We start from the raw sequence: 18,982 nt of genomic DNA, 5'->3' as shown, positions 1-18,982 counted from the left end.
TGATTACCTCAGCTGTTATATTTTTCATGGTCCAGTAGACCTTCGTTACTTGCGACAATTACCGCAGTAGCCATGTCTCCTGTAGTATTGGACATTGTATCGGCCATGTCAAGAATAGGATTGATGGCTATGATAAGGCCCAGTGCTTCGATGGGAATATTAAGAGATTCCGCAACAACACCGAGGCAGATGAATGCACATCCGGGAACGCCCGGAGCTCCAAGAGAGAGCATTACGATGGTGAATGTGAGGGAAATAAGCGAAGGCAGGTCAACAACGATGCCATAGGCTTTTGCCAAAAACAGACCGATTATGGTCAGGTAAAGACATACACCATCCATGTTAATGGTTGCTCCGAGAGGAATGGAGAAATTTGCAACCTTTGGTGAAACGCCAAGCTTTTCGGTGCAGATTCTCATGTTTGTCGGCATGGCTGCTGAGCTGGAGGACAAAGTTAAGCTGGTAAAAATACCCTCCTTGTCGTTCTTGAAAAACTTAAGAGGATTGAGCCTGCCGATAACAAGGATCAGAAGTCCGTATATGCACATCATGCAAAGGATGGCACCGGTATGCGTCAGTGTGACGCTGAGTATTGAAAGAAGCGAATCTCCGCCAAGATTGATTACAAGGAGTGATATTGAAACAAAAGCTGCAAGCGGAATAAATCTGGTTATCAGAGTTGTGATGGTTAAAAACAGTGTGTTAAGGGCGTCAAAAAGCTCTTTTAACATTGAAGAGTACTTGCCTACCATTCCGACAGAGATTCCGCAGAGCATAGCCAGGAAGATCAGCTGAAGAGTATCGGATTCAAGGAACGGAGACAGGAAGTTGGAAGGCACTATATTCATAAGCGTTGACATTATGGATGTGTCCACGGAAGTGTCCACGCTTACTGCCTGAGTGGCGATTCCGGAACTCAGCGCAAAGCCGAATTCGCCGGGCTGTACCAGGTGAAAGATACCGATGCCCAAAAGAACAGCGATGACCGTGGTCAGAAGATACATGGATATGACACGGCTGCCTATCTTGCCTACTTCAGAGAGATTTGTAAACTGTGAGAAGCAGGAGACAATTGAGAAGAATACCACAGGAGCAATGATGATCCTTATGGCATGCATGAATACGGTCTTTATGGGCTCTAATACGTAGGTACAGAGCGTAGTGTTAACGGATTCAGGGAAAAGAAATTTCGCAAGAAATCCAAACGCCAGACCAAGGAAAAGCGCATAAATGGCGGAGTTGTTGAGCTTTTGCTCCGACTGGCCGGCAACTATCCTTACATGGTTAATATTGTTTTTGTTTCTGTATTTGAAATTTTCACCGAAGGAGCGCAGAAGTACGGCGCGGATGGCACTGACGCTGGCATCTTCGCTAAGGTCATCTTCATCGGAATAGGGAGAAAACTCCTCACCCTTCATGGACAGGTTCACGCTGGTTTCGCCAAAGAATTGTCTGACCTGGATCTTTAGATCGGTATTGGCCGGAGCGTGCTTTAGAAGGTCTGCTATTATCTCCTCGGAGATAAGTAAGGTTTTTTGAATGAATTTTTTGCCGACAGATATCTGAGTTAGGCTGCTTTCGATAAAGCCCATTACGTCGGACATAAAGGTGTAACTGCCTGAATTATAAACAGCTGATGTGTTTCTGATCTTTTTCATTAAACCGCAGGTCCTTTCCGTTTAGTCCGTGATCGCAATCACATATAAAAATTATATCATGCAAAAAGCGCTTAAAGTTGTATTATCCCTTGAAATCTAGTAAAATTAGCACTGTTATGAAGAAGATGATTCGCACAGACAAACTGGTATTTGAATATATAAGGCGCGACGAGGAAGGCAACGTTGAGGGCATTACAAGAGCCATTGACGATGTCAATCTTTCTGTGGAGCCGGGGCAGTTTATTGCCATTTTGGGGCACAACGGGTCAGGTAAGTCAACGCTTGCCAAGCATTTCAATGCACTGCTCTACCCGACAGAAGGTGAGGTCTATGTGGATGGAATGCTGACCGAGGATGATGAGCACCTTTGGGATGTCAGACAGGAAGCGGGAATGATATTCCAGAATCCGGACAACCAGATCATCGGTCAGATTGTTGAAGAGGATGTCGGCTTTGGACCTGAGAACATGGGTGTTCCCACTGAGGAGATCTGGGAGAGAGTGGATGAGAGCTTAAAGGCTGTCCGTATGGACAAGTTCAGAAAGTCATCACCCAATCATTTGTCAGGTGGTCAGAAGCAGAGAGTATCCATTGCCGGTGTCATTGCAATGCACCCTAAGTGTATTATCATGGATGAGCCCACAGCCATGCTTGATCCCAACGGCAGAAAGGAAGTAATCAGAGCTGCCAGGGGACTCAATCAGGTAGAGGGCATCACGGTTATTCTTATAACTCACTATATGGAAGAAGTTGTGGATGCAGACAAGGTCTTTGTCATGGACAAGGGCAAGGTTGTCATGGAAGGAACTCCAAGGGAGATCTTTGCTCAGGTGGACAAGCTAAAGGCGCTTAAACTGGGCGTTCCGCAGGTCACACTCCTTGCACATGAACTAAGAAAGAGCGGAGTTCCGCTCCCTAATCCTATCCTTACGAGAAAAGAGCTTGTGGAGGCTTTAAAAGCATGTCGATAATGCTAAATCATGTCAATTACATATATGACGAAGACACTGCCATGGCCAGCGCAGCTCTTATAGATGTTTCGCTGAAGATCCCGGACGGTCAGTTCATCGGACTTATCGGACACACAGGGTCAGGTAAGTCAACGCTGATACAGCATATGAACGGTCTTGTTAAGCCTTCAAGCGGTCAGGTTTTCTTTAACAATGAAGATATCAATGACAAGGACTACGACAAGAAAAAGCTAAGAGCCAAGGTGGGCCTGGTCTTCCAGTATCCGGAACATCAGCTCTTTGAATCAGACTGCTTTAAGGATGTGTGCTTTGGCCCCAAGAACTTAGGACTCCCCCAGAAGGAAGTTGAGCTAAGGGCTTATGAGGCCTTAAAACAGGTGGGCTTTGATGATGATTATTTCTATCAGTCACCCTTTGATCTGTCGGGAGGACAAAAGAGGAGAGTTGCTATCGCAGGTGTTCTGGCCATGAAGCCCCAGATCCTTATTCTTGATGAACCCACAGCCGGCCTTGATCCCAAGGGGCGTGAAGATATACTCAACCTGATATCGGACCTCCATAAGACCATGGGCATCACCATTATCCTTGTGAGCCACAGTATGGAGGATGTTGCGGATTACGTTGAGAGGATCATCGTAATGAACAAGGGCAGGGTTGCATTTGACGCGGAGCCCAGAGAGGTCTTTTCCCATTATAAAGAGCTTGAGGAGATAGGACTTGCTGCGCCTCAGGTGACCTACTGCATGCAGGAACTGAAGGCTGCGGGCTTTGATGTAAGTACCGATATAACAACCCTGGAAGAAGCAAAAAAAGAGATTTTAAAGGCGCTTGGTAAATAATGCTTAGAGATATTACGCTGGGACAATATTATAGGACGGAATCGGTGATCCACTCCCTTGACCCTAGAGTTAAGATCGTGGGAACCTTCTCCTTTATTATTTCCCTGTTTCTGGTGAAAAACTTCATAGGATATGTCATTGCGGCACTTTTCCTGTGCGTGTGCATAAAGCTTTCAAATGTACCTCCAAAATTCATTTTTAGGGGCATGAGAGCAATCTTTTTCCTACTGCTCATAACTATGGTGTTCAACCTGTTTTTGACGCCGGGAGAGCCTCTGGTGAGCTTTTGGAAGATAAAGATCACAAAAGAGGGAATAAGGCTTGCAATCATGATGGGAGTAAGGCTTGTGTTCCTTATCACCGGATCGTCGCTTATGACGCTGACAACAACGCCCAACTACTTGACGGACGGCCTTGAGGACCTTCTTAAGCCTCTTAAGAAGATCAGGGTTCCGGTCCACGAGATTTCTATGATGATGTCTATTGCCCTCAGATTTATCCCGATCCTCATGGAGGAGACGGACAAGATCATGAAGGCGCAGATGGCAAGAGGAGCGGATTTCGAGAGCGGATCCATCATGAACAGGGCAAAGAGCCTGGTTCCGCTACTGGTGCCACTGTTTATTTCGGCCTTCAGAAGAGCCAACGACCTTGCAATGGCTATGGAAGCCAGGTGCTATAGGGGCGGAGAGGGCAGGACCAAGATGAAGCCTCTTGTTTATAAGAGGATTGATATCATCGCACTTGCAGTGATCTTCGGATATGTAGTCTGCTGCTTGGTTTTTGGCAGGATCCTTTTTTAGATAACTTTGGAAAAAGAGCTGATGAGCGAAAAAAGACGCGTCATGCTGGTGGTGTCCTATGACGGAACAGCCTACAACGGCTGGGCACTTCAGACCAGCACACACAATACAATTGAAGAGATGCTTAACCGTGCCATACACGGACTTACAGGCGAGGAAGTGCAGGTGATAGGCGCCAGCAGGACTGATGCAGGAGTCCACGCCTTTGGGAACATTGCAGTTTTTGATACTTCCAGTTCCATTCCGGGAGATAAATTCTCTTTTGCCCTGAATCACATACTTCCGGACGACATACGAGTGGTGGAGTCAAGAGATGTTGCTGCAGACTTTCATCCAAGGCACTGTGATACCGAGAAGACCTACGAGTACCGCGTTCTCAACACCCGGTTTGAGATTCCGGTGAAAAGACATTACACCTATCATTTCAGTATGCCTCTTGATGTGGATGTGATGCAGGAAGCAGGGAGTTACCTGGTGGGAGAGCACGATTTTACGAGCTTTTGCAATGTTCAGTCACAGGCGCTTACACATGTGCGCACCATTAAGGATGTCAAGGTAAGGCGAGAGGGCGACGAGGTCATCATATCGGTGACGGGTAACGGATTCCTCTACAACATGGTGAGGATTATCGCCGGGACACTTCTGCAGATAGGAAGGGGCAAGGGTAAGCCTTCGGATATAGTAGATATGCTCGAGGCAAAAGACAGATCGGCAGCAGGACCTACAGCTCCTCCTCAGGGTCTTTTCCTGATGGAATATAAGTTTCTGGATGGAATTCCGGGGCCTTTGGAAGATTCAAATAATTGTTGACAAATGTTGGCAAATAGTCATATAATATCTTACTGTGTGACGTAGTATAACTATGTCCTCATTTAAGCTAAGTGGCATATTGATGTCCCGGTAAGCCTCAATATGTTCATATACTGCACAATCAGGTGAAGGGTTGCGCAGAGGAGTAACAAATTTTAAGTAATTGTTCTAATCTGGTAATGGAGGAAACACAATGAAAACATTTATGCCTAGTGCAACTACAGTAGAGAGAAAGTGGTATGTAGTTGATGCTACTGATATGACACTTGGACGTCTTGCTTCTAACGTTGCAAACGTACTTAGAGGTAAGAACAAGCCTATTTACACACCAAACATCGACACAGGTGATTTCGTAATCGTAATCAACGCTGATAAGATCAAAGTATCAGGTAAGAAGCTTGATCAGAAGATGTATTGGCACCACACAGATTATGTTGGACATCACAAGGAGTTCTCACTTCGTCAGATGCTTGAGACACACCCTGAGAGAGTTGTTGAGCACGCTGTTAAGGGAATGCTTCCTAAGGGATCTCTTGGAAGAGATATGTACAGCAAGCTCCATGTATATGCAGGTGCTGAGCACCCACACGCAGCTCAGAAGCCTGAAGTATTAACATTTTAATCGGGTAGTCGAAAGGAGAATCTAAAATGGCAAAGTCAGCTAATTACTACGGAACAGGTAGAAGAAAAAAGTCAATCGCTAGAGTATACCTTGTATCCGGAAATGGAAATATAACAATCAACAAGAGACCTATCGATGAGTATTTTGGTCTTGAGACTCTTAAGGTTATCGTTCGTCAGCCTCTCGTAGCTACAGAGACAACAGACAAGTTCGACGTTGTTGTAACTGTTAAGGGTGGCGGAACAACAGGCCAGGCCGGTGCTATCAGACACGGCATTTCAAGAGCTCTTCTTCAGGCTGATTCAGATGAGTACAGACCTGTTCTTAAGAAGGCCGGATACCTTACAAGAGATCCTCGTATGAAGGAGAGAAAGAAATACGGTCTCAAGAAGGCTCGTAGAGCTCCTCAGTTCTCAAAGAGATAATCTTTCGAGATTCAAAAAGAATTTACGAACCTCAGAAACTCAGTGTTTCTGGGGTTTTTCTTTTATCTATAATTGTATTCAGTTGTGGTGAAACGCAGAAAATTTTGTACCGTAAACAGCGAGTAAACAGCAGGTAGACAGCAAAATTCTCAAGCCTTAGATTTTGTTAATTGCTTCTACCAGAGACTGGATATCAAGGTGTGTGTACACTTTCTCTGTCAGAGACATAGCTCCGGAGTGTCCTACGATTTTCTTGATCATTGTAGGATCCACATGAGCTTCCGCCAGCATTGATATGCAGGTGTGCCTAGTATCATGAGGATTGTGCTCCATACCAAGGTTTTCTATTAGTGGCGTCCAGTAGCTGTCTTTATAGTTCCTGTAGGTGAATTTTTTGTTGTCATCTGTGTGAAGAAGGTATTCACAGTCAGAGGATTCATACCAGGCTTTGTAGAATGGTAGAACCTTATCTGCTATAGGAACCTTTCTGATACCATTTTCAGTCTTACTTAGTATCACATCGAAATACTGTTCTTCAAGATGAACGTTTTTCTTTTCCAAATCCAGTAGTTCAGATATTCTACAGCCGTTGTAAATCAGCATCAGTACTGTCTGGTAGAACGGATCATCCTTGAGTTCCCATAGCCTGTCAATCTCAGTTTTTGAAAAGATATCTCTCTCAATCTTATTTGGATTTTTGTCCTTATACTTGAGGATATCTACAAATTCGGAATAGTCCTTGTTACAGATATCGTTCTTAAGGGCGTAATCGTAAAGCTGATTGAAAAGGACTTTGATCTTACGGAGTGTAGGATAATTTTTTCCGCAGGTATCAATGACATTCTGAAGCTCTGCCAGTCTTATATCTCTAAAAGTTTTGTTGTAAAGGGTGCCACATACGTTATATGAGGCTGTATACCCATGTACGTTGGATTTAGAGATGGCAGGATACTTTGCTTCAGACCAGGCATTATATACGTCTGTGAATGTCATTTTGGCTGCTTTTGTATCAAATGGATTCTGATGATAATCTGATAGCATTTGCAAGCCTTCCTGCTTGGTTTCAGCATATCCTATGACATTGTACGTCTGCTTTTTGGTACCTTTTTCCGGATCAATGGTCCATCCGGTGGTTACTCTTACCATATAGGGCTTTCTGCGTTTCCCGGACATTTTCATAACACTTCCATATCCGTTTGGTAATTTCAAATAATATCGACCTCCTTTGATGCTCAGGTAATTTATGAAAAAGGGGATAGTCCCTTAATCACCTTTCTTATCGGGCAATGCTACATTTGCGTAGTATGCAAGTTCTGTTTCAAACCAGTGATTAAATCTATCTTCATTTGATAGGCCTTGTTCAAGGCTTTCTCGTTCATCTGCGTATCTTTCCAGAAAAAGGCAGAGATCTGCGTTGTTTTCTGCTATCTCATCGTTTCCCATGAATTTAAGGCTACAGCTCCACTCTTCAGTTTTTGGTGGGCGATTTACGTCTATATTGAAGTGAAGACCTGCTTTTTTATTTAATTCGTTTAGAACATAGAGGACATCTGAGAGAGTATCTAAAGTGATGTTCTTCTTCTGATATCCAATTAGTTCTGCTGGGGAGATATTAAGAATATTTGCGATCTCATTCAGTATACCTATTGAAGGTTCTATTTCACCGCTTTCATATTTCTGTACGGTACGCATAGTTTTGCCTAGCCTGTTAGCCAGTTCAGTCTGACTGAGGTGCTGAGCTTTGCGGGCCTGCTTAATTCTATTTCCAATATCAGATCTATTATTCATCATACTGACCTCCTTGTGTGAATTGTAACATGTAGTAATACGAATTGCAAGAACGTAATACGAATTACAAATACATATTTTGTGTTGACAAATGAATTACTAAGACGTATTATCAAAATACGAACTGATAATTCGTATTTTGAAAGAAGGGAGGTGAAAAGTATGGAAGACAAAAAGTTATATGTAGAACTACCAAGATTTACCGGTAGAAATGTTCCTATAACTGAGGTTGCCGAGGCAATGCACAAGGATGCACAGTTCGTAAGAATTGGAATCCAGCAGGGGATATTCAAATTTGGATATGCCATGAAGAAAGAGAATTCCAGTGAATACAACTACTATTGTCCAGACAGAAAGGTATGGGAAGAGATTGGATACTTTAGTCCAGAAGCAGTCTAAAATGAAAAAACTCTCTTGCTGGTAACAAGAGAGTGAATGAAAAGCCGGAGCTTTTGTAAATTCGATTAAATAAAGTATAGCAAGGGTTCCGGCCAAGTTCAACAAAAAAGTAAGATTGGAGGAATCAAAATGGAAACAAGCAAACCAGAATTAAAGCTTATCCAGATGTCAGATGTAGAAGCTGAAGAAGTTTCCTGGCTATGGTATCCGTTTATACCATATGGAAAGCTTACCATCATTCAGGGAGATCCCGGAGATGGAAAAACAACTTTTGTACTAAATGCAGCAGCGAAGTTATCAAAAGGAATTTCGTTAGATACAGGTCTGCAGAGTGAGGAACCAATAAACATCATATATCAGACAGCAGAAGACGGACTGGCTGATACAATAAAGCCAAGACTTGAAGGTGCCGTGGCTGACTGCTCCAAAATCCATGTGATAGATGAGAGTGATAAATCGCTATCAATGGTAGATGAGAGAGTTGAACAGGCAATCATAAGGACTGGAGCAAAACTCTTGATTCTGGATCCACTACAGGCATATCTCGGAGGCGGAATGGATATGAATAGAGCTAACGAAGCAAGAGATATGACTAAGAAGCTGGGAGCTCTGGCGGAGAAGTACAAATGTGCAATCATCCTAATCGGACACATGAACAAGGCTTCCGGAAACAAGGCAGCCTATAGAGGGATGGGATCAATTGACTTCTACGCAGTAGCAAGAAGTGTCCTGCTGGTAGGAAGGATAGAAGGAGAACCGGAACTAAGGGCAATAGTCCAAATAAAGAACAACTTAGCAGCATTTGGACATTCAAAGGCCTTCAGATTATCAGAAAAGGGATTCGAGTGGATTGGAGATTATGAAATAACCGCAGACGAAGTTCTCGGAGGAATTGCACCGAAAGCGAATAAGCAGGAAAAGGCGATAGCTCTTCTGAGAGAATTGGCTGAAGACCATAATATGATCCCAAGTAACGAGGCAGTAGAACTGGCTAAAGAAGAGGATATATCAAAAAGAACTCTGGAGATAGCCAAAAATGAACTTGGGATAAAAGCCAGGAGAATCAACAATACCTGGTACTGGATATTGAAAGAGAACGAATGATAATCAAGACCGCAACAATGTAAGGTATCTGAAGTTACACTCTTAAGATTGCAAGGTTGTAAAAAGATAAAGACACTGCATTGTTGCGGACTAGAAGAAAGGGACGAATGAAAAACGTACAGATATCACAGGAATTATTTATAAGGCTGGTACGATTACTGGTCTTTGAGTTTGATGAAGATACTGATCTGATCAAAAAAGAACTTGAAGACAAGATGGAAAAACTAGTGAGGCATGAAATCTATTCAAAGTTCAAGACAGCACCCACAGAAGAGGAGAAGAAAAAAGCTCGTCAGGACTACCTCGATATGGTGGGAATGCACAGGGATTTTAGATGGTGATTTCCCTTGATGGATTGAACGGGAGCGTGACACGCTCCGGTAATAATCAGCCAAGGAATGAATGGCTTGGCAGGCGAGCGGAGCGAGCTTCCCCATAACGTGTCGTTATGGGTAACTCCCTATGGATAATGACATTACACATCATTATCCGGGGGCTCTCCGAGGGGCCTGCCGGCGGCAAAAAAATATTACGAAAGGAGTTTGTTTATGATAACAGTGACATTTCACATTTCATGTAAGAAGCATTCGCTCACTAAAACGCGAGATGTGGTTTCGGTGAGCAAACACAATCTTCGATTATTTCAAAGCGAAGAGTATAACGAAGAAATGATCGAAGTGGAAGTCGGGAGTGAAGTAAATGTTCTCGATGATGTAAAAGAGATTTATGAAAGGGAATTCTCTGAGGCACTTGCGGAATACAACAAAGGTAAAAGAAGTGACAGACAGATTCCTGACTATCTGGAGTATGTATCCGAAAGTAAAAAGAATGATGTGGCTACGGAGGTAATTCTCCAAGTAGGGGATAAGGAATTCTGGGCAGATAAGACGAGAGAGCAGTGGAATGCAATGAAGCCACTCTTGAGAGATCAGCTTGAATATGTAAAAGAGATAGTTCCGGAATTCAAAATCGCATCGGCGGTAACACACTTGGATGAGGATTCACCTCATATGCACGTAGTAGGAGTTCCGGTAGCAACAGGATACAAACGAGGACTAAGCAAACAGGTGGCAAAAACAAAAGTGTTTGATCAGGAGAGACTAGAAAAAATACAAGATCTAATGCACGATTTTGTAGAGCATCAGATGATAGACCACCCGGAGATCTTTGGAGATGAAACCTTAAAGCCAAAGGAAAAAGGAAGGAATAGCGACTTCTCAAAAGAATTCTACTTAAGGCTAAAGCAGCAAGAATATGAAAAGCTGGAAGATAAGTGCCAGGAGAAGGAGACACAGATTGAAGCTCTGGACGGAACGGCTAAAGAAATGAAGGAGGACATTGAAAGCACAGTTAACCAATATGTGGACTCAGTGGTAAATACAGAAATGAAAAAGGAATTCATGAGATACGCAACACTCGAAAATCCTAAGACCACACTGGGAAAACTAGTCTCGAAAGCCTTCAGAACATTCAAGGAATGGTGGGATAAGACCAAGAAGCCTGAGGTAGCTGAAAAGGCTAAAACAAGCATTTTGCAAAAGCTAAGAGAAAGCCAGACGATAGTTGATCAGAGGAAGGAGCAGCAAAGTCCAAATCTTAATAGGAATAATCTAAGACCTGAGAGATGAATAACTGATAGTGCAATAGGCAGGGGCGTGAAAACGCCCTTGTTTTATGCACATAATATTGAACAGGATGGTAGATATAGGTATAATTATAAACAGTTGCTACAAAGAAAAAATTTAAGTATTTCTGAATAGATTAACTTTCAGTATTATAGACGATGTTAAGTCGGAGGTAATAATTCTTTTCGAGACATTTTAGGGAACTTTCCTTGCTGATTATCGAAAAAAGTTCCCTATTTTTTATTTGAACTTTAGGGAACTTTTTGATATATTTCTATTAGAAAGGTTCCCTAAAAGGAGAAATCGATGGATAATAAGTTGGAAACAATTAAGAGCCTATTGCAGGATAAAGCTGACCTTCAGGCCCGTCTAAATCTCATACCTTATGACGGCTCACCGGAAGTGAAGGAAAACTCCAGTGGCAAATACTTGTATATAAGAAAAAGAGTAAATGGAAAACTTACATCAACATATGTTGATGTTTATTCAGATAATCTGTATCAGTTGCTTCTTAGGAACGCTAGAGAAGCCAGAGAATTAAAAAAGAGTATTCGAAAAATAGATAAGCAGCTTGCAGAAGTTGGATATAGCCCTACTGAACTATCTGCAGATGTTGTTATGAATTTGGATTTCGCCAGAGCCAATATGAAATCAAATATCTATGATCAGGCTGTGTTGGAGGGAGTAGCAACGACCTTTCCACAGACAGAGGAAATATTGGAAAAAGGTATCGTCAATGGCATGACAGCAGATGATGTGCAAAAAATCCTGAATCTTAAGCATTCTTGGGAGTTTATTCTTGACCAGGATGTTATACAGGCTGAAACTGATTATCATTTACTTTGCCATGTAGCAAAGCTTGTTAATGAAGGATTTTTCTCTTATGGGGGAAAGATACGGAGTGTGCCTGTAACCATAGGCGGAACCAGTTATGTACCGCCTATTCCTATAGAGTCAATGGTTATAGAGAACATAAACGAAATAAGATCATCTGATAAGGTGGATATAGATAAAGCTATAGAATTATGCATGTATTGCATGAAAACGCAGGTCTTCGTTGACGGTAACAAAAGAGCTTCAGTAATATTTGCTAATCATTATCTTATATCCCATGGGCAAGGACTTCTTGTCATACCAGAGAAAGATGTGCCGGAGTTCAAGAAATTATTGGTTGCATACTATGAAGGTGAAGACATCAATGTGATAGCTACTTTTCTTAAAGAAAAATGCTGGAAACGGATGGACTAAAAATAAATTCTGTTATTTTATATTAACAAAATTTCCATAACTATGAAAAAATATGAATTGTGGAAGAAATGTTATCGTTTATATCCGAAGATAAATTGCCACGGAGGAGACAGAGTTTTAAAAGCTCTGTCTCCTTTTTGAAATAATACATTGACGAATATCTATGTATATGCTTTATCAACACATAGATAAACATCTATATAAGGAGAAGATTATGACCAAATTAGACGAAGTGCTGATATGTAAGGCTCTTGGAGATCCCAACAGAATGGAAATAGTTAAGATGCTTTCTGATCAGGAGAAATGCGGATGTAAGCTTCTTGAAAAGTTTGATATTACACAGCCGACTCTCTCTCATCACATGAAGATACTTGTGGATTCGGGCTTGGTTAAAGACAGGAAAGAAGGTAAGTGGCACTACTATTCAATAAACACGGACATCATGAAGGAATTCTGTGGTTTTATAAAAACTCTCTGTAATGAAACCACCGGCAAGTGCTGTAAGGGAGAACCGTAATGTGGAACTTTATTCAGACTCAGGTCTTTACCATATTCCCATTACATGCTGCATCAAAAGGCAGACAACTGTTATTCCGATCCAGCAACAGCCGCCAAGCAAAATCGGCTTCCCACCTGATTTAATTAGTTTGATTATGTTACTGTTCAAGCCAATAGCAGCCATGGCCATTATTATAAAGAACTTGCTAAGTTCCTTAAGTGGCTTAAAAACATAAGAAGGGACACCTGCTCTCAAGCAAATAGTTGTGATAATTGAAGCAATCACAAAGAAGACTATGAACATCGGAAATGCTCTTCTAAAGCTAAAGCCATTTGTCGAACTTCCATCCTTTTTTGCTTCCCTTGCCCTCAGATACGCAAGTACCAGTGTAATAGGTATGATAGCCAGTGTTCTTGTAAGCTTGACCGTAACTGCCTTATCAAGAGTCTGACTCCCCAGGTTCCACATACTATCCCAGGTTGATGCAGCTGCGGTGACAGAAGATGTATCATTAACAGCAGTTCCCGCAAATATACCAAATGCTTCTCCAGTTGAGATATCAAAACCTATAAGTTTTCCCAGGGACGGAAAAAGAAGTGCAGCCAACACGTTAAAGAAAAATATCACGGAAATTGCCTGTGCCACTTCATCATCATCTGCATCAATGACAGGAGCCGTAGCTGCTATCGCTGAGCCGCCGCATATTGACGAGCCAACTCCGATAAGAGTAGCTGTGTTTCCTTTGATATTCATTACCTTATGAAGAATCCATGATAGGATAAGCGATGTTGAAATCGTGCAGATAATTATAGGAAGTGACTGTTTTCCGGTCTGAAGAACGACCGAAAGATTCATACCAAATCCAAGGAGGACAACAGCCGCCTGCAGGATCATCTTTGATGTAAACTTTATTCCATCCGATGCCTTTCCCTTATCATTCCAGAACAGGGCTATTATCATACCCAGAATGATCGCAATCACCGCTCCGCCAACGACAGGGAATCGCTTTCCCAGGAGCCATGAAGGAACCGCAATAACAAAGCATACAAATATTCCCATATAATTCTTTTTCAAAAAATCCATCTCAAGACCTCTCTCACTTTCTAATCTGTTATTTTGCAGGTCTTATTCTATTCTATCTCTTGAAAAAGATAAAATTATATATTATTATGTAACCATAAATATTTCTTATCGTTATGGAGAACTGATCATGCTGGATTTCAGGATAGATACCTTTCTATGTGTTTGCAGGCACCTCAATTTCACCAAGGCGGCTAAGGAGCTGAATATTACTCAGCCCGCTGTTTCTCAGCACATACATCATCTTGAAAATGAATACGGGACAAAGCTGTTTACTCAGGATGGAAAAAAACTTTTTCTAACTGATAACGGAAAACTCCTGTATAAAAAAATGAATCAGATAAAAAATGATGATGAAAGTCTCAAAGAAATACTTTCAAAGAATAACCATGGCTTAAAAGACATCTCTTTTGGTGTCACCATGACCATAGGAGAATACATAATTGCTGATCCGATCAGTGATTACATAAAAAATCACCCGGATACTAATCTTAAGATTACATTTGGCAACACATCGGAGCTTCTTAAAAAACTCTCCGACGGTGTTATAGATTTTGCACTTGTAGAAGGATATTTCCCTGAAAATGATTATGAAACGCTGCTTTTTAGCAAAGAAGAGTTCGTTCCTGTCTGTTCGGCAAAGCACTCTTTCAATCAGAAGCCACGCGTGATAAAAGATCTCTTTCCCGAGCGAATTCTTATAAGAGAACCCGGTTCAGGAACGCGCAATATATTGGAAAGAGCTCTTGCCCTGAACAATTACTCCACAAGTGATTTTAGGAATTTTACCCAGGTGGAGAACATGCATACCATAATAAGCCTTATTGAAAAAGATTGTGGCATCACCTTTTTATATAAAGCAGCGGTTGCATCAGGACTGCAGTCCGGATATCTGAAAACAATTCCCCTTGACGACTTTAGGGTAAAACATGATTTTACCTTCATCTGGCCCAAAGATACTGTTTTCAGTGAAGAGATCCGTGCAATATGTGAGGAAATCCTACCGGTGGCATAAACATTTTAGTAAAATGAATAACGATAAGCATACCTATTCTTAAAAAAGCATTTAATGAGGAAGAGATGACCGCACTTGCATCATGGGACATATCAGATCTATGGGCGAACTGGCAGGGCGCATGTATCAATAGTGGAAGCATCTGGTTTAGGGATGTGGATACTGAAAAGAAAGAGTTTAAGATCGTTTCATTGTTTGATCTTAGAGAGGCTGGAGGAGAAATAACGGATTAATTAGAGCTGTGGGTACATTGTGAACCTTTGGTTTAAGTCCCGTGTGCTCCGCTAAGAAAGATATATCGGAAGATAATCTTACAACAGATAAAGATTTAATGAGCAGAAAGTAAAATCAGAGTATTATTTTTGATCGTGGTTATTAAAGTTGCCACCAGCCGCATACAGTAGCCCTGAGCTTTCTACCGTACGCAGCAGGTAAACAGCAACTCGTCCTAGAAATGCCACAAACACAGCACTTAGGACATTGAAAAAGTTCTCAAAGAGATAATCGTTTCACAACGTATTACGTCTTTGGACAATCAAATACGACTTATTACATCTCAGGACAATTGTCCTGGGGTGTTTTTTTATTCTGTTCAGATAATCACTGAAATAGTAAGTATCGTGATCCTTTAGAACTAGGAGCTTATATAAGGGGGAAATGCGATGCATTATTGAAAAGCAGACAGATCCGGAAAACAAGAAGTCTCAGAGAGTGTTTTCTACGTGCGTAGCAGGCAAACAGCGAGTTTTCAAGATATAGCTTGAAAAAAAGCTAAAATATGGTATTATAAAGCTAACAGAGTTGCCAGGTGCGAATAACACTTGGGACCAAGCCGAGCGTTGAGCTTGGCTTTTTTACTTTATGGAGAATATATGGATTTAAAGAAACCATACACAATAGATGAACAGATAAAAAAGCTAAAAGATCATGGAGTAGTAATATCTGATGAGGCATTTGCAAGAAATGTACTTCAGAAAGTCAGCTATTATAGACTTTCGGGATATATGTTGCAATATAGACTGTCAACTGATAGCCATGAGATGATTAAAGGTATTCGTTTTGAAGATATTTACACGGTTTATTGCTTTGATGAAGAAATCAGATCATTGCTTAGACAATATATTGAAAAAGCAGAATTCTTTTACAAAGATTTGATAGGAAATAAATTTGCGGAGCTAAAATGCCAGACACCACCATATGATCAGCATTATGATGTGAAGAACTATTACGATAAAGTTGGAATTACAAAGACATTGCAGAATTTCACTAAAGAGAAGTCATATTATAAAGACAGCGCAATAGTTAAGCACCATTTCAATAAATATGCTGATAAGATGCCGGTATGGGTTATGCTTGAGTTGATGACCTGTTCAAGTGTTTCTCTGTTCTACCATGCATTGTATATATCAGATAAGAATGTGATAGCAACGCAGGTTGGCATAAGTACATCAACGCTTGAAAATCACCTACATGCATTATCTGTTCTAAGAAATAAGTGTTCTCATGGTGTGCGTTTGTATAATTCTACGATGAATCCTCCGGTAAAGTTCAATAAGAGTTTTTTGAGGAATAACACGGCAATAAGGAATGATTCTCTGTTTGCGTATATACTCATGCTGATTAAGAGGCTACCTTCTGATGATGAAAGGAAGCAACTTAGAGATAAGCTTAATCGTATAGTTAAGAAATATGAGAAGGATATAGATCTTAACCTTATAGGATTTCCCCAAAACTATAGGGAACTTATGTATATAAAGAATTTGAAGAATATTACTTAGAATTGCCACCAGCCGCATACAGTAGCCCTGAGCTTTCTACCGTACGCAGCAGGTAAACAGCAACTTGTCCTGGAAATGCCACAAACACAGCACTTAAGGCAGTGAAAAAGTTCTCAAAGAGATAATCGTTTCTCTATACGAGATTACAAAGCATTATACAAGAGAGTCATCCGATTGGATGGCTCTTTTTTATATTCTTCGAAACAGTAGGTAGATTTGAAACTAACAAAAAAGAACTTAAAAGAACTATAACATTTGAAAAGATTTACACATTTTTACACGCGGAAAAAGGGGTGTGTAAATTTGGGCATAGTAAACACGATAAATAGCAATAAATTGTTTGCTGTAAATATATATTTGTGAAAAACAATATATTTTTCCCTTGGCGATAGAGAGGCATGCACTCGCAACGCGCTTCTTAGCACAGTTGAAGATAAGACCGGAAAAGTTTATGATCAATACAAGAATAAGGGCATAGAAACTACGTTTGAAATGAATCCCGGAAATCATTTTAAAGATGCGGATCTGCGTCTTGCAAAGGGAATAGCCTGGATACTTAAATGATCTTAACTAATAAAATTAACATCAAGAGAAAGACCAAAGAGAGCGGCCATGACAAATACAGAACAGACCACACAAAATATGACCTCAGGAAACAGTATGAAACAGATCATACTGTTCTTTTTGCCCTTATTATGGGGAAATCTTTTCCAACAACTATATAGTCTTGTGGATAGCATTATAGTTGGCAAGGGAATCTCGGATCAGGCGCTGGCTGCTGTTGGGGCAACCGGGACACTTAACTTCCTTATACTTGGATTTGTTGTGGGGATGACCAGAGGATTTGGCATAACCTTTGCCCAGAACTTTGGAAAAAACGATATGGCTATGCTGAATGCATACATCAGAGCAGCCAAGAAGCTCAGTATCACGTTTGGAATAGCCTTTACTGTTGTATGCGTTTCTTTGCTCAATAAGATGCTGACGTTCTTGAACACTCCTGAAGATATCTTTGATGATTCGTATAGATATTTTGCTGTGATCTTATTGGGAATTATAGTGACGGTTATGAATAACCTTGAGATTACAATTCTCCAGTCAATGGGAGATTCCAGGACACCGCTTACTGCTATGATCTGTTCCTCACTTGTGAACATCATGCTGGATATTATTTTGATAATGGCCTTTGGCACAGGAGTTGCCGGGGCGGCAGTGGCAACAGTGGTTTCACAGTTTGTATCATACCTGCTATGCCTTAAAAAGCTTAGAACCATCAATTTTATGAGCCTGGGAAAAGACACATCAGAAATAGCAGATGAAAAGCTTTTACTGGTTGAACTGATGAAAATAGGACTTCCTGTGGCGTTTATGAATTCGGTCACAGCCGCAGGGGCCATGGTATTGCAGTACTTCGTAAATCTTATGGGAAGCGCATATGTGGCAGCCTATTCAGCCTGCATGAAATTTGCATCACTCTTTGAGCAGTTCGGAATGTCCGTAGGTCTTTCCATGATGACCTTTGTGGGGCAAAATAAGGGCGCCGGCAAATATGACAGGATACGCACAGGAGTAAGACAGGGCCTGATGCTCTCTACACTTGTGAATGTGCCTATATCGCTCCTTATGATATTTGTGCCCGGAAACCTGGCAAGGATGCTGCTGACTGATAACACTATAATCGGTTATTGTATTGATTTTATGCCAATCATGGGAATAAGCTTTTTTGCCCTGGGCTGGCTTTTTGTATACAGATACTCTGTTCAGGGGTTGGGCAATACCTTTATACCAATGCTCTCAGGCGGGCTCGAAGTCATTATGAGACTGATCTTTGGCTTTTTGGTAGGAAGGAACGGATTTAAGGGAATTGCCATTTCTGAAGTATCTGCGTGGATAGGCGCTTTTCTGATGCTCATGGTGACATACTATTGTTTAACTGGCAAAAGAACTAAAGCAATAGCATAAAGTAGTAATAAAAAGACTCCCTGTACCTGTATTTTTTATCCAAGGACTCCTTTTGTAATCTTGTTGCGGTATATGATAACACAGAAGATTTTAGAAGATTTGCAATTTACAAAGATGGTAGTCTTGTGAGATTGTCCCACAAAGTTCCTAAATGGTTTGACAATAAAGAATAACAAAGTTGCCACCAGCAGCATACAGTAGCCCTGAGCTTTCTACCGTACGCAGCAGGTAAACAGCAACTTGAAGGAGAAATGCCTAAAATACGGAACTTTCACTTCATTAATAGTTCTCAAAGAGATAATCATCTGCTATTGCAGATTACAGAAGACTCGGTACATTGTACCGGGTCTTTTTTT

Annotated in this window: 20 protein-coding genes; 16 read left to right on the top strand and 4 right to left on the bottom strand. The window is 41.2% G+C overall.

Going from position 1 to position 18,982, the window contains the following annotated elements:
* Nucleotides 1-8: 8 nt before the first annotated feature.
* A complete protein-coding gene (locus tag G589_RS0104180; protein WP_026521222.1) occupies nucleotides 9-1,658 on the bottom strand; it encodes a dicarboxylate/amino acid:cation symporter in 1,650 nt (549 codons plus the stop codon).
* A 125-nt stretch (nucleotides 1,659-1,783) separates the two neighbouring features.
* On the opposite strand from G589_RS0104180, the gene G589_RS0104175 reads away from it, so the two are divergent.
* From G589_RS0104175 to rpsI, 6 genes are all read left to right on the top strand, one after another.
* On the top strand, nucleotides 1,784-2,629 hold the full coding sequence (locus G589_RS0104175) for an energy-coupling factor transporter ATPase (protein WP_022770578.1): 846 nt from the start codon (nucleotides 1,784-1,786) through the stop codon (nucleotides 2,627-2,629).
* Complete coding sequence (locus G589_RS0104170) at nucleotides 2,620-3,468, top strand: energy-coupling factor transporter ATPase (RefSeq protein WP_022770579.1); 849 nt, start codon at nucleotides 2,620-2,622, stop codon at nucleotides 3,466-3,468. The genes G589_RS0104175 and G589_RS0104170 overlap by 10 nt, the downstream gene beginning before the upstream one ends.
* Complete coding sequence (locus tag G589_RS0104165) at nucleotides 3,468-4,271, top strand: energy-coupling factor transporter transmembrane component T family protein (protein ID WP_026521221.1); 804 nt, start codon at nucleotides 3,468-3,470, stop codon at nucleotides 4,269-4,271. The genes G589_RS0104170 and G589_RS0104165 overlap by 1 nt, the downstream gene beginning before the upstream one ends.
* Nucleotides 4,272-4,292: 21 nt before the next feature.
* The gene (gene truA, locus G589_RS0104160; protein ID WP_026521220.1) at nucleotides 4,293-5,081 is read left to right on the top strand and encodes a tRNA pseudouridine(38-40) synthase TruA; all 789 of its coding nucleotides are present in this window, start codon (nucleotides 4,293-4,295) and stop codon (nucleotides 5,079-5,081) included.
* A 193-nt stretch (nucleotides 5,082-5,274) separates the two neighbouring features.
* On the top strand, nucleotides 5,275-5,703 hold the full coding sequence (gene rplM / locus G589_RS0104155; RefSeq protein WP_022764386.1) for a 50S ribosomal protein L13: 429 nt from the start codon (nucleotides 5,275-5,277) through the stop codon (nucleotides 5,701-5,703).
* Nucleotides 5,704-5,729: 26 nt separating this feature from the next.
* Nucleotides 5,730-6,128, top strand: a complete 399-nt coding sequence (gene rpsI / locus G589_RS0104150; protein WP_022770583.1) for a 30S ribosomal protein S9 — start codon at nucleotides 5,730-5,732, stop codon at nucleotides 6,126-6,128.
* 156 nt (nucleotides 6,129-6,284) lie between these two features.
* Here rpsI and G589_RS0104145 read toward each other — a convergent pair whose 3' ends face one another.
* Together G589_RS0104145 and G589_RS18875 are read right to left on the bottom strand one after the other, a co-directional pair.
* Complete coding sequence (locus G589_RS0104145) at nucleotides 6,285-7,337, bottom strand: tyrosine-type recombinase/integrase (RefSeq protein WP_026521219.1); 1,053 nt, start codon at nucleotides 7,335-7,337, stop codon at nucleotides 6,285-6,287.
* Nucleotides 7,338-7,391: 54 nt separating this feature from the next.
* Nucleotides 7,392-7,919 (bottom strand): helix-turn-helix domain-containing protein, encoded by a 528-nt coding sequence (locus tag G589_RS18875; protein ID WP_049973101.1) that lies wholly within the window; start codon nucleotides 7,917-7,919, stop codon nucleotides 7,392-7,394.
* A 159-nt stretch (nucleotides 7,920-8,078) separates the two neighbouring features.
* Between G589_RS18875 and G589_RS0104135 the strand changes: the two genes are divergently transcribed.
* From G589_RS0104135 to G589_RS0104110, 6 genes are all read left to right on the top strand, one after another.
* Entirely contained in the window at nucleotides 8,079-8,315 is a 237-nt protein-coding gene (locus G589_RS0104135) for a hypothetical protein (RefSeq protein ID WP_013280038.1), read from the top strand.
* A 129-nt stretch (nucleotides 8,316-8,444) separates the two neighbouring features.
* Entirely contained in the window at nucleotides 8,445-9,419 is a 975-nt protein-coding gene (locus G589_RS0104130) for an AAA family ATPase (protein ID WP_026521218.1), read from the top strand.
* 107 nt (nucleotides 9,420-9,526) lie between these two features.
* On the top strand, nucleotides 9,527-9,760 hold the full coding sequence (locus tag G589_RS0104125) for a hypothetical protein (protein ID WP_026521217.1): 234 nt from the start codon (nucleotides 9,527-9,529) through the stop codon (nucleotides 9,758-9,760).
* A 207-nt stretch (nucleotides 9,761-9,967) separates the two neighbouring features.
* Nucleotides 9,968-11,047 carry a plasmid recombination protein gene (locus tag G589_RS0104120; protein ID WP_026521216.1) on the top strand — a complete coding sequence of 360 codons (1,080 nt, stop codon included), beginning with the start codon at nucleotides 9,968-9,970 and terminating at the stop codon, nucleotides 11,045-11,047.
* Between the two features lie 303 nt (nucleotides 11,048-11,350).
* Complete coding sequence (locus G589_RS0104115) at nucleotides 11,351-12,292, top strand: Fic family protein (RefSeq protein ID WP_024865252.1); 942 nt, start codon at nucleotides 11,351-11,353, stop codon at nucleotides 12,290-12,292.
* 214 nt (nucleotides 12,293-12,506) lie between these two features.
* Nucleotides 12,507-12,809 (top strand): ArsR/SmtB family transcription factor, encoded by a 303-nt coding sequence (locus tag G589_RS0104110; protein ID WP_026515576.1) that lies wholly within the window; start codon nucleotides 12,507-12,509, stop codon nucleotides 12,807-12,809.
* Between the two features lie 27 nt (nucleotides 12,810-12,836).
* On the opposite strand, the gene G589_RS0104105 is transcribed toward G589_RS0104110, so the two are convergent.
* Nucleotides 12,837-13,874, bottom strand: coding sequence for a YeiH family protein (locus tag G589_RS0104105; protein ID WP_026521215.1), 1,038 nt, complete (start codon nucleotides 13,872-13,874; stop codon nucleotides 12,837-12,839).
* Nucleotides 13,875-14,001: 127 nt separating this feature from the next.
* On the opposite strand from G589_RS0104105, the gene G589_RS0104100 reads away from it, so the two are divergent.
* The 4 genes from G589_RS0104100 (at nucleotide 14,002) to G589_RS0104085 (ending at nucleotide 18,626) form a co-directional block, all read left to right on the top strand.
* The gene (locus tag G589_RS0104100) at nucleotides 14,002-14,886 is read left to right on the top strand and encodes a LysR family transcriptional regulator (protein WP_026521214.1); all 885 of its coding nucleotides are present in this window, start codon (nucleotides 14,002-14,004) and stop codon (nucleotides 14,884-14,886) included.
* A 65-nt stretch (nucleotides 14,887-14,951) separates the two neighbouring features.
* Nucleotides 14,952-15,119 carry a hypothetical protein gene (locus tag G589_RS21840; RefSeq protein WP_015550812.1) on the top strand — a complete coding sequence of 56 codons (168 nt, stop codon included), beginning with the start codon at nucleotides 14,952-14,954 and terminating at the stop codon, nucleotides 15,117-15,119.
* 639 nt (nucleotides 15,120-15,758) lie between these two features.
* Complete coding sequence (locus G589_RS20930) at nucleotides 15,759-16,664, top strand: Abi family protein (RefSeq protein WP_026521213.1); 906 nt, start codon at nucleotides 15,759-15,761, stop codon at nucleotides 16,662-16,664.
* A 612-nt stretch (nucleotides 16,665-17,276) separates the two neighbouring features.
* Nucleotides 17,277-18,626, top strand: a complete 1,350-nt coding sequence (locus tag G589_RS0104085; protein ID WP_026521212.1) for an MATE family efflux transporter — start codon at nucleotides 17,277-17,279, stop codon at nucleotides 18,624-18,626.
* The last annotated feature ends 356 nt before the right edge of the window (nucleotides 18,627-18,982 follow it).

Source organism: Butyrivibrio sp. VCB2001 (assembly GCF_000423965.1).
Taxonomy (GTDB): domain Bacteria; phylum Bacillota; class Clostridia; order Lachnospirales; family Lachnospiraceae; genus Butyrivibrio.
The sequence above is the reverse complement of the archived record's forward strand: the minus strand, read 5'-3'. Positions and strand labels throughout refer to the sequence as shown.

Coding starts and splice junctions, on each gene's coding strand:
- G589_RS0104180 (WP_026521222.1), bottom strand. CDS start 1,658: ATGAAAAAGATCAGAAACACATCAGCTGTTTATAATTCAGGCAGTTAC.
- G589_RS0104175 (WP_022770578.1), top strand. CDS start 1,784: ATGATTCGCACAGACAAACTGGTATTTGAATATATAAGGCGCGACGAG.
- G589_RS0104170 (WP_022770579.1), top strand. CDS start 2,620: ATGTCGATAATGCTAAATCATGTCAATTACATATATGACGAAGACACT.
- G589_RS0104165 (WP_026521221.1), top strand. CDS start 3,468: ATGCTTAGAGATATTACGCTGGGACAATATTATAGGACGGAATCGGTG.
- truA (WP_026521220.1), top strand. CDS start 4,293: ATGAGCGAAAAAAGACGCGTCATGCTGGTGGTGTCCTATGACGGAACA.
- rplM (WP_022764386.1), top strand. CDS start 5,275: ATGAAAACATTTATGCCTAGTGCAACTACAGTAGAGAGAAAGTGGTAT.
- rpsI (WP_022770583.1), top strand. CDS start 5,730: ATGGCAAAGTCAGCTAATTACTACGGAACAGGTAGAAGAAAAAAGTCA.
- G589_RS18875 (WP_049973101.1), bottom strand. CDS start 7,919: ATGATGAATAATAGATCTGATATTGGAAATAGAATTAAGCAGGCCCGC.
- G589_RS0104135 (WP_013280038.1), top strand. CDS start 8,079: ATGGAAGACAAAAAGTTATATGTAGAACTACCAAGATTTACCGGTAGA.
- G589_RS0104130 (WP_026521218.1), top strand. CDS start 8,445: ATGGAAACAAGCAAACCAGAATTAAAGCTTATCCAGATGTCAGATGTA.
- G589_RS0104125 (WP_026521217.1), top strand. CDS start 9,527: ATGAAAAACGTACAGATATCACAGGAATTATTTATAAGGCTGGTACGA.
- G589_RS0104120 (WP_026521216.1), top strand. CDS start 9,968: ATGATAACAGTGACATTTCACATTTCATGTAAGAAGCATTCGCTCACT.
- G589_RS0104115 (WP_024865252.1), top strand. CDS start 11,351: ATGGATAATAAGTTGGAAACAATTAAGAGCCTATTGCAGGATAAAGCT.
- G589_RS0104110 (WP_026515576.1), top strand. CDS start 12,507: ATGACCAAATTAGACGAAGTGCTGATATGTAAGGCTCTTGGAGATCCC.
- G589_RS0104105 (WP_026521215.1), bottom strand. CDS start 13,874: ATGGATTTTTTGAAAAAGAATTATATGGGAATATTTGTATGCTTTGTT.
- G589_RS0104100 (WP_026521214.1), top strand. CDS start 14,002: ATGCTGGATTTCAGGATAGATACCTTTCTATGTGTTTGCAGGCACCTC.
- G589_RS21840 (WP_015550812.1), top strand. CDS start 14,952: ATGACCGCACTTGCATCATGGGACATATCAGATCTATGGGCGAACTGG.
- G589_RS20930 (WP_026521213.1), top strand. CDS start 15,759: ATGGATTTAAAGAAACCATACACAATAGATGAACAGATAAAAAAGCTA.
- G589_RS0104085 (WP_026521212.1), top strand. CDS start 17,277: ATGACAAATACAGAACAGACCACACAAAATATGACCTCAGGAAACAGT.